Raw genomic sequence first — 13,673 nt, forward strand, 5'->3', positions numbered from 1 at the left:
GCCAATGAGTGAGCGCGGCGAACGAATCATCAGGCGCGGTGCGATGGTGCCTCATGACGGCACTGCTCACAGTCCGGCTCCCGGCCGAGGCCATCTTGAGGCTATGGGATATCACGAAACGGCCGGTACCCGGACCGTTCGGCGAAGCGGAGTGCCGGCATGAGCGATCGTCTTTGCACCGTCCTGCTCTACAGCGACGACCCGCAGGTCCGTGATCGGATGCGGATGGCCGTCGGCACTCGGCCCGCGCCCGGGCTGCAGATCGAGTTCGTCGACGCGTCGACCTACGCGGAGACCATCCGGCTGGTCGACGACTACGAGATCGACCTGCTGCTGCTCGACGGCGAGGCGAGCCCGGGCGGCGGCATCGGCATCGCCCGGCAGATCAAGGACGACCGGGACGACGCTCCCCCGACCTGCCTGGTGATCGCCCGCGCCGCCGACCGATGGCTCGCCGCGTACGCCGAGGTCGACGCGACGCTGATGCACCCGCTCGACCCGGTGACCACCGGCGGCACGGTGGCCGAGTTGCTGCGGACGCACGCACCCGCCTGACGTCCCCAAGCTCTCCGGCACCGTCACGGCGCCGGGTCTCCTCGGCGCCGATTCCAGCCCACCCGCACTTCGCACGCTTCGGGAGGCCCGCCATGGGCGATCGGACCTGGCCGCACCTGCTCAACTCGCTGCTGCGCGGCGAGGAGCTGCCCACCGCCGACACCGCCTGGGCGATGGGCGAGATCATGTCCGGCTCGGCGGGCGCGGCGCAGGTCGCCGGCTTCGCGGTGGCGCTGCGCGCCAAGGGCGAGACGCCGGCCGAGTTGGCTGGGCTGGTCGAGACGATGTTGAGCCGGGCGGTCCCGGTCGAGCTCTCCGACGAGCTGCGCTCCACCGCGCTGGACGTGGTGGGCACCGGCGGTGACCTCGCCCACACGGTCAACATCTCCACCATGGCCGCCCTGGTCGTGGCGGGCACCGGCGTCCGGGTGGTCAAGCACGGCAACCGGGCCGCGTCGTCCTCCTGCGGCACGGCCGACCTGTTGGAGTTCCTCGGCGTCCCGCTCGACCTCGACCCGGACGCGATCGTCCGCTGCGTCACGGAGGCCGGCATCGGGTTCTGCTTCGCGGCCCGCTTCCACCCGGGGATGCGGCACACCGGCCCGGTTCGACGGGAGCTGGGCGTGCCCACCGTCTTCAACTTCCTCGGCCCGCTGACCAACCCCGCCCGGCCCCGCGCAGGTGCCGTCGGGTGCTTCGACCTGCGGATGGCCCCGGTGATGGCTGACGTGTTCGCCGCCCGCGGTGACTCCGTCCTGGTGATGCGCGGCGAAGACGGGCTCGACGAGTTCACCACCGCCGCACCGACCCGGGTCTGGGCGGCACAGGGCGGCACCGTACGCGAGGCCGTGCTGGACGCGACAGCCCTGGGGATACCCCGGTCCACCCTCGCGGACCTGCGGGGCGGTGACGCCACGTACAACGCCGGCGTGGCCCGTCGCCTGCTGGCCGGCGAGACCGGCCCGATCCGGGACGCGGTGCTGGTCAACGCCGCCGCGGCGCTCGCCACCCAGGGCCCGCTCGACGGCGACCTGACCGAGGCGCTGCGCGCCGGCCTGGACCGCGCGGCCGAGTCGATCGACTCCGGCGCGGCCGCCGCGACCCTCGACCGCTGGATCGAGACCGCCACCACCGTCTGATCCGCCGCCCTCTGAGCCGCCGCCCGCTGAACCGCCGCCCTCTGAGCCGCCGCCCTCTGAGCCGCGCGTCCAACCCGCCGCTCCCGCCGGGTCTGGCAGCGGCGTGGGCGTGCGTTCCGGGGTGTGATCGACTCAGGGTCCTTGAACCCGTGGTGTCGCCGAGCCGCCCGGACACCCGACGGCGGTGATGTCGACTGGATCATGCAGCGTGACCTGCGGATCGGATGCCGACGAGCCTGCCGTCGGACCGCCGGGCCAGCGGTGGGCGGGGATTTGTCGGACCCGCGTGGAAAACTGCAGCCGAGTAGTTCTCCGTTCCGGTTGTGCGCTGCTGTCGCACCCGCGGGCGGGTCCACCTGACATGAGAAGGAGACGCCCCGTGTCGCACCGCGAGCTCTACTGTGACGTCTGCGAGGGCGTGGCACCGTTCGAGGTGCCGCCCTGCGTCGACGGCCACGGCACCGATTGTCCCGAGCTGATCTGCACCGGCTGCGGCGCCGCCGTGGTGATCGCCACGTTCGCCTACCCCGTCACCCGACTGGCCGAGCGCCGACGCCGCCAGCCCGCCCGTCGCCACGCCGCCTGAGACCCTTCCGCCAAGCTCAGGCCCGTTCCACCCGGTCCCGGTTCCGAGCGGCCCTGCCTCCGACCGGCGCTGCTCCCGAACGGCTTTGCCTTCGTCCGGCCCGCTCGGCCCGGCCCGGTCCGAAACCACTCCCCCGTCCGGCATCACTCCGCGCCGGGCCGGCCACGTTCAGCCCTCGCCTCGGCCGCGCAGCGTCTCGATCGACTCCATATCGCCGACGTTGTGCCATCCCGCCACGTTTTTACCCCCACATCGGCGATATGGAGTCGATCACTCGAGCGCCAGCGCGGCGGCCCGTACTGTCGCGCTCCGTTGGGCGCCGTCGGCGCCTCAGCGGAGGCGCTCGGCCGAGGCACGACGACCGCACGCTCGGCCGAGGCACGACGACTGCACGGCCGGCCGGGACACGGCGACCGCACGGCCGGCCGGGACACGGCGACCGCACGGCCGGCCGGGACACGGCGACCGCACGGCCGGGGCACGACGACGGCACGGCCGGCCGGGGCACGACGACGGCACGGCCGGCTGGGACACGACGACGGCACGGCCGGCTGGGGGAAACTCGAAGGCCCGCTCCCCTGGGGGAACGGGCCTTCGTGGCGTACGGGTCGGTCGCGGCGGCGACCGGGTGGGTCAGTGCTCGGCGGTGCGCCGGGTGCCGGTGTAGTACTCGAACAGCAGCCCGCAGGCGGAGAAGACGACCGCCAACAGGCCGGCGCCGATCAGCCAGTACTGCCAGAACACCATGCCGAGCGCGGCAATCGCGGCGGCCAGTGCCAGGCCGAACGGCCAGTAGCTGCCCGGGCTGAAGAAGCCGACCTCGCCAGCACCGTCAGCGATCTCGGCGTCCGCGCGGTCTTCCGGTCGCAGGTCGATCCGGCGGGAGACGAACCAGAAGAAGCCACCGCACATCGAGCAGAGCAGGAAGGACAGCAGCAGGGCTATGGTTCCCACCCACTCGACACCGCCGGACGCGCCGTGCGTCCAGGTGCCGTAGAGGATGGTGGCACCAAGAAGGAACCCGGCGATGACCAGGAAGATACGCCACTCGGTCTTCATGCGGCTGCCTCAGCTTCCCGTGCGGGCCGGAACGTCGTCCGGGTTGAAGTTGTCCTGCGTCCGCCGGGTGTCGAACGGCTGCGTCGTCTCCGCGTACGGCTGCTCACCGATCTCGGTCAGCGCCTCCTGGGTCGACTTGCCGCCCTGCTTGGCAGCCAGGAACTGGTCGTACTTCTCCGGCGAGACGACCCGCAGCTCGAAGTTCATGAACGCGTGGTAGCTACCGCACAGCTCGGCGCAGCGCCCGACGTAGGCACCCTCGGCGTCCAGGCTGGAAACCTCGAACACGTTGCGGATCTTGCCCGGCATGACGTCCCGCTTGAACAGCAGCTCCGGCACCCAGAACGAGTGGATGACGTCGCGGCTGGTCTCCTCGAAACGGATGGACCGGTTGGTCGGAAGCACCAGCACCGGGATGACTTCACTGGTGCCGAGCGTCGACGCGGTGGTGCGGGCCTCGGTGCCCTGGCCGTCGCGGTAGTTGAACTGCCAGTTCCACTTGAAGGCGACGATCTCGACCGTGACGTCCGGGTTCTTCGACAACTTGTCGACGTCGGTCTGCACGATCGCCGTGTAGTAGAAGAGCACGGAGACGATCAGGATCGGCGCGATGGTGTAGAGGAACTCCATCGGCATGTTGTAGCGGGTCTGCACCGGCAGCGCGTTGCCACGCTTGCGGTAGCGCACGACGCACCAGAAGATCAGGCCCCACACGAAGACGCCGACGGCGAGCGCGGCGATGCAGGAGGCGATCCACAGGTCGTACATCCGCTTGGACTCCGCCGAGATGCCGCCCTGCGGCCAACCGAAGCCGTCAAACGTCTGACCGACATCACAGCCCGTGAGCAGGACCAGCAGCGCCACGCCACCGAGACCGAGCCCGGCCAACCGACCAGCACCACGCCCCCGGCGTCCACCGACCCCTGGCGAAGCGCTGTGCCGTACGGCCGACGGCCGTACCTCCGAACTCCTTGCGACCACCTGGTCCTGCCTCCCTAGCGCGCCGCGGTGCGTCCTTCGTCAGCACCGGCGGCAAAGGCGTCACCGACGGTCGCAGATTACTCGACCATGACGGACTCGACCGTGGTGGGGTCACTGTCCGCCCCCATCGGGGGGATCCTGGGCATACCGCCGCGATAGCGTGTGGATCTGTGAGCGCGAGGAGTGAGCCGGCGTTGCGAGCCCCGCAGCCGCGAACAAAAGGCGGCACCGTGAACGCGAGGAGTGAGCCGGCGTTGCGAGCCCCGCAGCCGCGAACAAAAGGCGGCACCGTGAACGCGAGGAGCGAGCCGGGGTTACGAGCCCCGCAGTCGCGAACGAAGGCGGATCTGTGAGCGCATCCCCGGTCTACCTGGACGCGGCTACTGCCGCGCCGATGCATCCGGTCGCACGGCAGGCGTTGTTGGCCGCCTTCGACGATGGCTGGGCCGACCCGGGCAAGCTCTACACCCAGGCCCGCCGGGCGCGGCAACTGCTCGACGCCGCCCGCGAGGCCACCGCGCTGACGCTCGGCGTCCGTGCCGACGAGGTGTCCTTCACTCCCAGCGGTACGACCGCAGCCCACGGCGCGGTGCTCGGCGGGCTGACGGGGCGGCATCGGGTCGGGTCGACGCTTGTGCACTCGGCGATCGAGCACTCGGCGGTGTTGCACGCCGCGGAGCGGCACGTGGCTGCGGGCGGGACCGCGGTCGGGGTGCCGGTCGACCGGTTGGGCCGACTGGACCTGGCCGCGTGGTCGGCCGCTGTGCGGGCGCCCGGGGTCGCGCTGGCCGCGCTGATCACCGCCAGTCACGAGGTGGGCACCGTGCAACCGGTCGCCGAGGCGGCCGCCGCCTGTGCCGAGGTGGGGGTGCCGCTCTACGTGGACGCCGCGCAGTCGGTCGGCCGGGTGCCCGTGCCGACCGGCTGGTCGGTGCTCACCGCGAGCGCCCACAAGTGGGGCGGCCCGCCCGGGGTGGGGGTGCTGGCGGTCCGTAAGGGCACCCGCTGGGAGTCACCGTGGCCGGCCGACGAGCGGGAGGGTGGGCGTACCCCCGGGGTGGTGAATCTGCCGGCGGTGGTGGCGGCGGCGGCGAGCCTGCGGGCGGCGGCGGCCGACGCCGCGGCGGAGGCGACCCGGCTGGCCCCGCTGGTGGACCGGATCCGGGCGCGGGTCGCGGCGGAGGTGCCCGACGTGGAGGTGGTCGGCGACCCGGTGCTCCGGCTCCCCCACCTGGTGACTTTCTCGTGCCTGTACGTCGACGGTGAGGCGCTGCTGCACGCTCTGGACCGGCGGGGCTTCGCCGTGTCGTCCGGCTCGTCGTGCACCTCGTCCACGTTGCGTCCGTCACACGTGTTGGAGGCGATGGGGGTGCTCTCGCATGGCAACGTGCGGGTCAGCCTGCATCGGGAGACGACCGAGGCGGACGTCGAGCGGTTCCTCACCGAACTGCCCGGGATCGTCGCCGAGTTGCGCGCCGAGGCTGGGGTGGTGGGGCTGTGACGATGCCGGACGAGGTGATCGACTGCCGGGGGCAGCGCTGCCCGCTGCCCGTGATCGCGGCGGCCCGGCGGCTGCCGCAGGTGCCGGTGGGCACGGTGGTCCGGGTGCTCGCCGACGACCCGGCGGCGGCGGTCGACATTCCCGCCTGGTGCCGGATGCGCGGTCAGGAGTTTCTCGGGTCGGTCAACGGCCCGGAAGGCCCCGCCTACGACGTCCGCCGCTCACACTGACCCCACCCCGCCCCATCCTCGGCGATCTTGCACTTTCTGCGGTGACAAACACGCACGAAAAGCCGCGAATCGGCGGCACAATGTGCAAGATCGCCGAGAATGGGAGTGGGAGCTACGCCGGGAGGAGGTGGGGGCGGATCTCGTCGGCCGCGGTGTCGCCGTAGGACTCGGCCATCCGCTTGACGAACAGGTCGCGCCGGACGTCGTACTCCTGGGTCCCGACGGTCTCCAGGACCAGCGTGGCCAGCAGCGAGCCGACCTGGGCGGCCCGTTCCAGGCCGAGCCCCCAGGAGAGCGCGGTGAAGAAGCCGGCCCGGAATCCGTCGCCCACACCGGTCGGATCGACCGCCCGGATCTCCCGCGCGATCGGCACGTGGATCGGGTCGATGCCACGCCCGGCGATCTCCACACCGTGCTTGCCCAACGTGGTGACCCGCACCTTGACCAGGTCCAGCAGTTGGTCGTCGCTCAGCTGCGCCTTGCTCTGCAGCAGCGACTTCTCGTAGTCGTTGGTCATCAGGTACTCGGCGCCTTCGATCAGCGCCACCACGTCCTCGCCGGGCATCCGGGCGAGTTGCTGGGAGGGGTCGGCCGCGAAGGCGTACCCACGGGTGCGGCACTCGGCCGAGTGCCGCAGCATCGCCTCGGGGTCGTTGGCACCGACCAGCACCAGGTCGAGCCCGCCGAGCCGGTCGGCGACCGGGGCGAGCTCGATGTTGCGCGCCTCACTCATCGCGCCCGCGTAGAACGACGCGATCTGGCACATGTCCGTGTCGGTGGTGCAGACGAACCGGGCGGTGTGCGCCACCTCACTGATGTGCACCGAGTCGCAGTCCACGCCGTGGCGCTCCAGCCAGGAGCGGTAGTCGGCGAAGTCCGCTCCCACCGCGCCGAGCAGCACCGGGCGCAGCCCGAGCTGGCCCATGCCGAAGGAGATGTTCGCCGCCACGCCGCCGCGACGGAGCACCAGGTCATCCACCAGGAAGGAGAGGGACACCTTGTGCAGCTGATCGGCGATGAGCTGGTCGGCGAAGCGACCGGGGAAGCTCATCAGGTGATCGGTGGCGATCGAGCCGGTGACGGCGATCTTCATGTCAACCCTCGGGGTCGGGAGCAGGGCGCGATCAGCCTACCGGCCGGACGACCCGACACCGACCGGTCGGTCGGTCATCGGCAACCGGCCCGGCACCGCCGCTTCTCCGACCGTTCCCAACGGGTACGACTTCACACCGCTACGACAGCGGGGCCGTCCCGAAGGACGGCCCCGTCTGTGCTGGTGTGTGACTCAGTTGAACGAGTCACCGCAGGCGCACGAGCTGCCCGCGTTGGGGTTGTCGATGGTGAAGCCCTGGGCGTCGATCCGGTCGGCGAAGTCGATCGTCGCGCCGGAAAGGTACGGGGCGCTCATCCGGTCGACAACGACCTCGACACCACCGAAGTCGGTGACGACGTCACCGTCGAGTGAACGCTCGTCGAAGAAGAGCTGGTACCGCAGGCCGGAGCAGCCGCCTGGCTGCACGGCGACGCGGAGCCGCAGGTCGTCGCGGCCCTCCTGCTCGATCAGGGCCTTGACCTTCTGCGCTGCGACGTCGGTGAGGACGACGGAAGTAGGGGCCTGGGCCTCGGTCGACTCGGTCTGCGCTGGCGTGGTCACGTGGAAGTCTCCCTGCGCGGTTTGGGTCCGGACGCACTGGCCAACGCCGCGCGCCGTCCAGTGATTCCCGGTTGTGGTCCTTTGCCGATGGTACGCCGCCCCGGCCGGGCTCACCCGCGTGGCGTAACCCCCGCCGCAGGTCGATCCGCTCCTGAGCGGGCCGGCGCAGTGGTCGGGGCGTTCAGCGGCTCCACTGCCGGGCCAGCCGGGCACCCAACTCGCGGAGGCCCTCCGCGGGTCGGCTCAGGGCGGCGTCGAGCCCGCCGCTCTCCTCGCCGCCGAAGTGCTCGACCAGGCTGTACGCGTCGGTCACCCCGGCCGAGGCGGCCTCCCGTCGGCCGGTGCTCACCTGACCGGCCACCACCACGCAGGGCACCCCCCGGTCCCGGGCGGCGCCGGCCACTCCGGCGACCACCTTGCCGCGCAGCGACTGGTGGTCGAACGAACCCTCACCGGTGATCACCAGGTCGGCGGTGTCCAGCGCGGCGTCCAGTCGGGTGGCCCGGGTGACGAGGCCGATTCCCGACTCGCAGCCGCCGCCCAGGGCGAGGATGGCCGCGCCGATGCCACCGGCAGCCCCACCTCCGGGCAACATGCCGAGCCCCTCCGGGCAGCCCGCCAGATCCCGTTCCAGCACCGCCGCGAAACGCTCCAGCGCGGCGTCGAGCAGCAGCACGTCGGCACGGTCGGCGCCCTTCTGCGGACCGAACACGTTGCTCGCGCCGTGCAGGCCGAGCAGCGGGTTGTCCACGTCGGTGGCCGCGACGAGCCAGACGCCCCGCAACCGGGGTACGCCGTCCAACGCGTCGACCGCGGCGAGCGCCGCCCCGCCGTACGGCAGCGCGGCGCCGCCCGGGTCGAGCGGGGTCACGCCCAGCGCGGCGAGCATTCCGGCGCCGGCGTCGTTGGTGCCGGAACCGCCCAGCCCGATCACCACCGTCCGGGCGCCGCTCTCCACCGCGGCGGCCACCAACAGACCCAGCCCGTACGAGGTGGTGGTCTTCGGGTCGCGTTCGGCCACGGAGAGCAGGTGCAGGCCGCACGCCTGGGCGCTCTCCAGGTAGGCGGTCGAGCCGTCGGCGGTGAGCAGGATCTCACCGGCTGCCGGACGGCCCAACGGGTCGACCGTCGACACCGGCACCCGCCGGCCGCCGAGGGCCTCGGCGAGCACCTCGACGAAGCCCGGCCCACCGTCGGCGAGCGGCCGGATCAGCAGGTCGTCCCCGTTGGTGACGGTGCGCCAGCCGGCGGCCACCGCGGCGGCCACCTCCGGTGCGGGCAGGGTGCCGGCGAACTTGTCCGGGCAGAGCAGCACGCGCATGCCGAGCAGTGTGGCAGCCCACACCGAGGGAAGCTGCGTCGCGCTCGCGCTGTGGGACCATGGGTCACGTGACTTCGACCTGGGTGGAACCCTCCAACACGGCGACGGCTCTGCTGCTGCTCGGCCGGGGCAGCGACCCCGACACCGAGCGTGGCGTCGAGTGTCCGGGCGACCTGCCGGCGCCCAGCGATCCGGATCTGGTGGCCCGAGCCACGGCCGCCAAGGCCAAGCTGGGAAGCAAGGTCTTCGTGCTGGGGCACCACTACCAGCGCGACGAGGTGATCCAGTTCGCTGACGTGACCGGCGACTCGTTCAAGCTGGCCCGGGAGGCCGCGGCCCGCCCGGACGCGGAGTACATCGTCTTCTGCGGTGTGCACTTCATGGCCGAGAGCGCCGACATCCTCACCACCGACTCCCAGCGGGTGATCCTGCCGGACCTCGCGGCGGGCTGCTCGATGGCGGACATGGCGGTCCTGGGCCAGGTCGAGGCCGCCTGGGACACCCTGACCGAGCTGGGCATCGCCGGCGAGACCGTCCCGGTGACGTACATGAACTCCTCGGCCGACATCAAGGGCTTCGTCGGCCGTAACGGCGGCGTGGTCTGCACCTCGTCCAACGCCAAGCGCGCCCTGGACTGGGCGTTCGAGCAGGGGTCGAAGGTGCTCTTCCTGCCCGACCAGCACCTGGGCCGCAACACGGCGGTGCTGGAGATGGGCCTGTCGTTGGACGACTGCGTGCTCTACGACCCGCACAAGCCCGGTGGCGGGCTCACACCGGAGCAGCTACGCGACGCCAAGATGATCCTCTGGCGGGGGCACTGCTCGGTGCACGGCCGGTTCACCCTCGAGAGCGTCAACGACGTACGGGAGCGGGTGCCCGGGGTCAACGTGCTGGTCCACCCGGAGTGCCGGCACGAGGTGGTCACCGCCGCCGACTACGTCGGCTCCACCGAATACATCATCAAGGCGGTCGAGGCGGCTCCGGCCGGTTCGGCGTGGGCGCTCGGCACCGAGCTGAACCTGGTCCGCCGGCTCGCGCTGGCACACCCGGACAAGCAGATCATGTTCCTGGACAAGGCCGTCTGCTACTGCTCGACGATGAACCGGATCGATCTGCCGCACCTGGTCTGGGCTCTTGAGGAGCTGGTCGCGGGCCGGGTCGTCAATCAGATCACCGTGGACGCCGACACCGCGCACCACGCCCGGGTCGCGCTGGACCAGATGCTCGCCCTGCCGGGCGCGGACACCCCGGCGCCGACCGCGTCCTGATCACGATCCGTAGTGCTCTTGGTACGCAAAAGCGCCGGATCACCGATTAATGCCACACACGCCGATGTGACCGAGTCCTTTTTCGTCACCGAGGGCTATGCTGCCGGAGCGACGACACACGCGGGCCGTTTCAACTTGGCCGCATTCGGGGTAGCGACAACGTTCAGGCTCCCCCCCAACAACACGGCAGCACCGACGCGCTGGAGGTTGCGTTGACCGACGACGTCCTGGTCGTACACGGAGGCACTCCGCTTGAAGGGCGGATCCGCGTGCGCGGCGCGAAGAACCTGGTTTCGAAGGCGATGGTCGCCGCGCTACTCGGCGACAGCCCGAGCCGACTGTTCGACGTGCCGAAGATCCGCGACGTCGAGGTGGTCCGGGGTCTGCTCGGCCTGCACGGCGTCAAGGTCACCGACGGCACCGAGGACGGCGAGCTCGTCTTCGACCCGGCGAACGTGGAGAGCGCCAGCACCGATCAGATCAACGTGCACGCCGGTTCCAGCCGGATCCCGATCCTGTTCTGCGGCCCGCTGCTGCACCGGCTCGGGCACGCGTTCATCCCGGATCTGGGCGGCTGCCACATCGGCCCGCGCCCGATCGACTTCCACCTGCAGGCGCTGCGGGAGTTCGGCGCCACGGTCGACAAGCGGCCGGAGGGTCTGCACCTGTCCGCGCCGAACGGGCTGCACGGCACCAAGTTCGCCCTGCCGTACCCGAGCGTCGGCGCCACCGAGCAGGTGCTGCTGACCGCGGTGATGGCCGAGGGCGTCACCGAGCTGCGCAACGCCGCGGTGGAGCCGGAGATCATCGACCTGATCTGCATCCTGCAGAAGATGGGCGCGATCATCAAGGTCCACACCGACCGGGTGATCGAGATTCAGGGCGTGCCGAAGCTGCACGGCTACACCCACCGGCCGATCCCGGACCGGATCGAGGCGGCGAGCTGGGCGGCCGCCGCCCTGGCGACCCGTGGTCACGTCGAGGTGCTCGGCGCACAGCAGGCCGACATGATGACCTTCCTGAACATCTTCCGCTCGGTCGGCGGCGAGTACGAGGTCACCGACGCGCGCGCGCCGAAGCTGGGCGACCCGGGCCAGGAGGGCGGCATCCGCTTCTGGCACCCGGGCGGCGAGCTGAACGCGGTGGCGCTGGAGACCGACGTGCACCCCGGTTTCATGACCGACTGGCAGCAGCCGCTGGTCGTGGCGCTCACTCAGGCCCGCGGCCTGTCGATCGTCCACGAGACGGTCTACGAGCAGCGGCTGGGCTACACCGAGGCGCTCAACTCGATGGGCGCCAACATCCAGGTCTACCGGGACTGCCTCGGCGGCACCCCGTGCCGCTTCGGCCGGCGCAACTTCAAGCACTCGGCCGTGATCGCCGGGCCGAGCAAGCTGCACGCCGCCGACCTGGTCATCCCGGACCTGCGGGCCGGGTTCAGCCACCTGATCGCGGCGCTCGCGGCCGAGGGCACCTCCCGGGTGTACGGCGTCGACCTGATCAACCGGGGCTACGAGGACTTCGAGGCGAAGCTCGCCGACCTGGGCGCGCACGCCGAGCGTCCGTAACGTGCAACACCTTCCGTCCGCTACGACAGCTCCAATTCGACGCGTCGAGACCTGGAGCCGTCGGCCCGGTGCACCGCGATGTGCACCGGGCGCGGACCGTTGGCTACCCTTGCCGCGTGCCGTCGCTCTTTCGCCGCAAATCCACTGACCTCGTCGACGAGGCCGTCTCCTCGGTGACCCCCGAGGAGACCGCCGAGCGTTCCCGGGGTTACACCCCGGCCAAGGGTCGGGAGACGCCGAAGCGGCCGACCGTCGGCCGCCGCCCGGCCGGCCCCAGCCGCCCCCTCACCAAGGAGGAGGAGCGGGAGCGCCGTCGTCAACTGCGCACCGAGGCCGCGTCGGAGTTCCGCCGCGAGGGCGGCCCCCGCGACCGTGGCCCGGAGCGGCTGCTGGCCCGCAACGTCGTCGACTCCCGTCGTACCGTCGGCACCTGGTTCTTCGGCGGGGCGTTGATCGTGCTGATCGGGTCGAACGCGGCCATGCCGCCGCTGGTCCGGTTGATCTCCAACGTGCTCTGGGGCGCGCTGGCCCTGGGCGTGGTCGTCGACTCGGTGCTGATCTGCCGCAAGATCAGCAAGCTGGTCCGGGAGCGCTTCCCGAAGTCCGACCAGCGGATGGGCTCGCTCTTCCTCTACGCGGTCATGCGGTCGATCACGTTCCGGCGGATGCGCGCCCCCGCCCCCCAGGTCAAGCTCGGCGACAAGGTCTGACCCGACGCCGGTCGGACGGGGCGCGATTCCCCCCACGTACCCGCCAAGATCCGCACAACTTCCCCGAAGTTGTGCGGATCTTGCTTTGGGTGGGCTGCAGCGTTCGACACCGTCCGCGAGGGCAAGCACGCCGTGCGGCATCCGGGCGTCCGCTGTTCGTTGTACCGTGCGCTTGGTTCATCATGCTGAACAGGCTGATGCTGTTCGTCGCAACGAACGCTGATCCGATGGAGCGAACGCATGCCTCCGGAACCTGCCGCCCCGCTGGCCACGATCGCCGCCGCCCTGCGCCGGGAGCGGGAGCGGGTCGGCGTTTCGCTGACCGAACTCGCCCGCCGGGCGGGGGTGGCGAAGTCCACGCTCTCCCAACTGGAGTCGGGCACCGGCAATCCGAGCGTGGAGACGCTCTGGGCGTTGGGCGAGGCACTCGGCGTGCCGTTCAGCCGGCTGGTGGAGCCGCACCACGAGGGCGTACGGGTGATCCGGGCAGGGGACGGGCCTCGGGTCCGCTCCGAGCACGCCGACTTCACCGGGACGCTGCTCAGTGCCGGGGCGACACACCTGCGCCGGGACGTCTACCTGATCGAGTTGGAACCGGGCGCGGTCCGAGCCGCCGACGGGCACGCCCCGCGCAGCGTCGAACACGTGGTGGTCGCCGCGGGCCGACTGCGGGTCGGCCCGGAGGCGGCCTCGGTCGAGTTGGCCCCCGGCGACTACGCCACGTTCCCCGGTGACGCCCCGCACCGCTACGAGGCGCTCACTCCCGGCACGTTCGCCGTCCTCATCCTGGAGCATCCCTGACCGAGGGCGACGTTCAGCCCGAGCCGGGCCGTCGCCGAATGCGGTATGGTCGAAGACCAGATTGGGTTATAAGACCAAATGTCCGAAACCATTGGGATAACGTTTGCACCCGTGGGCGGCGCCACAGTGGCGGTGAGCGAGCCCACGCCGTTACCCTCCATCCGCAGCCACGGCCTGCCGGTGCAGGCGACCTGACCGGCACGCGAGGCCCCAGCGCGACAATTTGCAACGAGGTGACAACGCCGTGAGCGAGCGGACGCGAGCCGGCCACCGGGGCGTGGCAGGCGGCGACCGGACGCC

Annotated in this window: 14 protein-coding genes; 9 read left to right on the forward strand and 5 right to left on the reverse strand. The window is 71.2% G+C overall.

The window, feature by feature from the left end; translation table 11 throughout:
* The first annotated feature begins 159 nt into the window (after positions 1–159).
* The 3 genes from JOD64_RS06160 (at position 160) to JOD64_RS06170 (ending at position 2,280) form a co-directional block, all read left to right on the forward strand.
* Positions 160–555, forward strand: coding sequence for a response regulator (locus tag JOD64_RS06160; RefSeq protein WP_204941348.1), 396 nt, complete (start codon positions 160–162; stop codon positions 553–555).
* Between the two features lie 92 nt (positions 556–647).
* On the forward strand, positions 648–1,694 hold the full coding sequence (trpD, locus tag JOD64_RS06165) for an anthranilate phosphoribosyltransferase (protein WP_204941349.1): 1,047 nt from the start codon (positions 648–650) through the stop codon (positions 1,692–1,694).
* Between the two features lie 379 nt (positions 1,695–2,073).
* A complete protein-coding gene (locus JOD64_RS06170; RefSeq protein WP_204941350.1) occupies positions 2,074–2,280 on the forward strand; it encodes a hypothetical protein in 207 nt (68 codons plus the stop codon).
* A 633-nt stretch (positions 2,281–2,913) separates the two neighbouring features.
* On the opposite strand, the gene JOD64_RS06175 is transcribed toward JOD64_RS06170, so the two are convergent.
* Together JOD64_RS06175 and ctaC are read right to left on the reverse strand one after the other, a co-directional pair.
* The gene (locus JOD64_RS06175; RefSeq protein ID WP_204941351.1) at positions 2,914–3,339 is read right to left on the reverse strand and encodes a cytochrome c oxidase subunit 4; all 426 of its coding nucleotides are present in this window, start codon (positions 3,337–3,339) and stop codon (positions 2,914–2,916) included.
* A gap of 9 nt (positions 3,340–3,348) precedes the next feature.
* On the reverse strand, positions 3,349–4,320 hold the full coding sequence (gene ctaC, locus JOD64_RS06180; RefSeq protein WP_204941352.1) for an aa3-type cytochrome oxidase subunit II: 972 nt from the start codon (positions 4,318–4,320) through the stop codon (positions 3,349–3,351).
* A 349-nt stretch (positions 4,321–4,669) separates the two neighbouring features.
* Here ctaC and JOD64_RS06185 point away from each other — a divergent pair, with 349 nt between their 5' ends.
* Positions 4,670–5,821: a cysteine desulfurase family protein gene (locus tag JOD64_RS06185; RefSeq protein ID WP_204941353.1), complete on the forward strand. Its 1,152-nt coding sequence runs from the start codon at positions 4,670–4,672 to the stop codon at positions 5,819–5,821.
* The gene (locus JOD64_RS06190; protein ID WP_204941354.1) at positions 5,818–6,051 is read left to right on the forward strand and encodes a sulfurtransferase TusA family protein; all 234 of its coding nucleotides are present in this window, start codon (positions 5,818–5,820) and stop codon (positions 6,049–6,051) included. The genes JOD64_RS06185 and JOD64_RS06190 overlap by 4 nt, the downstream gene beginning before the upstream one ends.
* Before the next feature lie 112 nt (positions 6,052–6,163).
* Here the strand turns inward: JOD64_RS06190 and JOD64_RS06195 are convergent, their stop codons facing one another.
* The 3 genes from JOD64_RS06195 to JOD64_RS06205 form a co-directional block, all read right to left on the reverse strand.
* Positions 6,164–7,144: a carbohydrate kinase family protein gene (locus JOD64_RS06195; RefSeq protein WP_204941355.1), complete on the reverse strand. Its 981-nt coding sequence runs from the start codon at positions 7,142–7,144 to the stop codon at positions 6,164–6,166.
* A gap of 192 nt (positions 7,145–7,336) precedes the next feature.
* Positions 7,337–7,705 carry an iron-sulfur cluster insertion protein ErpA gene (erpA, locus tag JOD64_RS06200; RefSeq protein WP_030337969.1) on the reverse strand — a complete coding sequence of 123 codons (369 nt, stop codon included), beginning with the start codon at positions 7,703–7,705 and terminating at the stop codon, positions 7,337–7,339.
* A gap of 181 nt (positions 7,706–7,886) precedes the next feature.
* Positions 7,887–9,026, reverse strand: coding sequence for a glycerate kinase family protein (locus tag JOD64_RS06205; RefSeq protein WP_204945930.1), 1,140 nt, complete (start codon positions 9,024–9,026; stop codon positions 7,887–7,889).
* 68 nt (positions 9,027–9,094) lie between these two features.
* Here JOD64_RS06205 and nadA point away from each other — a divergent pair, with 68 nt between their 5' ends.
* The 4 genes from nadA (at position 9,095) to JOD64_RS06225 (ending at position 13,373) form a co-directional block, all read left to right on the forward strand.
* Positions 9,095–10,294: a quinolinate synthase NadA gene (nadA, locus tag JOD64_RS06210; RefSeq protein WP_204941356.1), complete on the forward strand. Its 1,200-nt coding sequence runs from the start codon at positions 9,095–9,097 to the stop codon at positions 10,292–10,294.
* A 212-nt stretch (positions 10,295–10,506) separates the two neighbouring features.
* Positions 10,507–11,862 (forward strand): UDP-N-acetylglucosamine 1-carboxyvinyltransferase, encoded by a 1,356-nt coding sequence (murA, locus tag JOD64_RS06215; RefSeq protein ID WP_030337972.1) that lies wholly within the window; start codon positions 10,507–10,509, stop codon positions 11,860–11,862.
* 116 nt (positions 11,863–11,978) lie between these two features.
* A complete protein-coding gene (locus JOD64_RS06220; RefSeq protein WP_204941357.1) occupies positions 11,979–12,572 on the forward strand; it encodes a DUF3043 domain-containing protein in 594 nt (197 codons plus the stop codon).
* A gap of 240 nt (positions 12,573–12,812) precedes the next feature.
* Positions 12,813–13,373: a helix-turn-helix domain-containing protein gene (locus tag JOD64_RS06225; protein ID WP_204941358.1), complete on the forward strand. Its 561-nt coding sequence runs from the start codon at positions 12,813–12,815 to the stop codon at positions 13,371–13,373.
* Positions 13,374–13,673 lie beyond the last annotated feature (300 nt).

It is taken from the genome of Micromonospora luteifusca (genome assembly GCF_016907275.1).
GTDB classification, from domain to species: domain Bacteria; phylum Actinomycetota; class Actinomycetes; order Mycobacteriales; family Micromonosporaceae; genus Micromonospora; species Micromonospora luteifusca.

What these genes read in the sequence shown, in the direction of transcription:
- JOD64_RS06160 (WP_204941348.1), top strand. Translation starts at nt 160, where the DNA reads ATGAGCGATCGTCTTTGCACCGTCCTGCTCTACAGCGACGACCCGCAG.
- trpD (WP_204941349.1), top strand. Translation starts at nt 648, where the DNA reads ATGGGCGATCGGACCTGGCCGCACCTGCTCAACTCGCTGCTGCGCGGC.
- JOD64_RS06175 (WP_204941351.1), bottom strand. Translation starts at nt 3,339, where the DNA reads ATGAAGACCGAGTGGCGTATCTTCCTGGTCATCGCCGGGTTCCTTCTT.
- JOD64_RS06195 (WP_204941355.1), bottom strand. Translation starts at nt 7,144, where the DNA reads ATGAAGATCGCCGTCACCGGCTCGATCGCCACCGATCACCTGATGAGC.
- JOD64_RS06205 (WP_204945930.1), bottom strand. Translation starts at nt 9,026, where the DNA reads ATGCGCGTGCTGCTCTGCCCGGACAAGTTCGCCGGCACCCTGCCCGCA.
- JOD64_RS06225 (WP_204941358.1), top strand. Translation starts at nt 12,813, where the DNA reads ATGCCTCCGGAACCTGCCGCCCCGCTGGCCACGATCGCCGCCGCCCTG.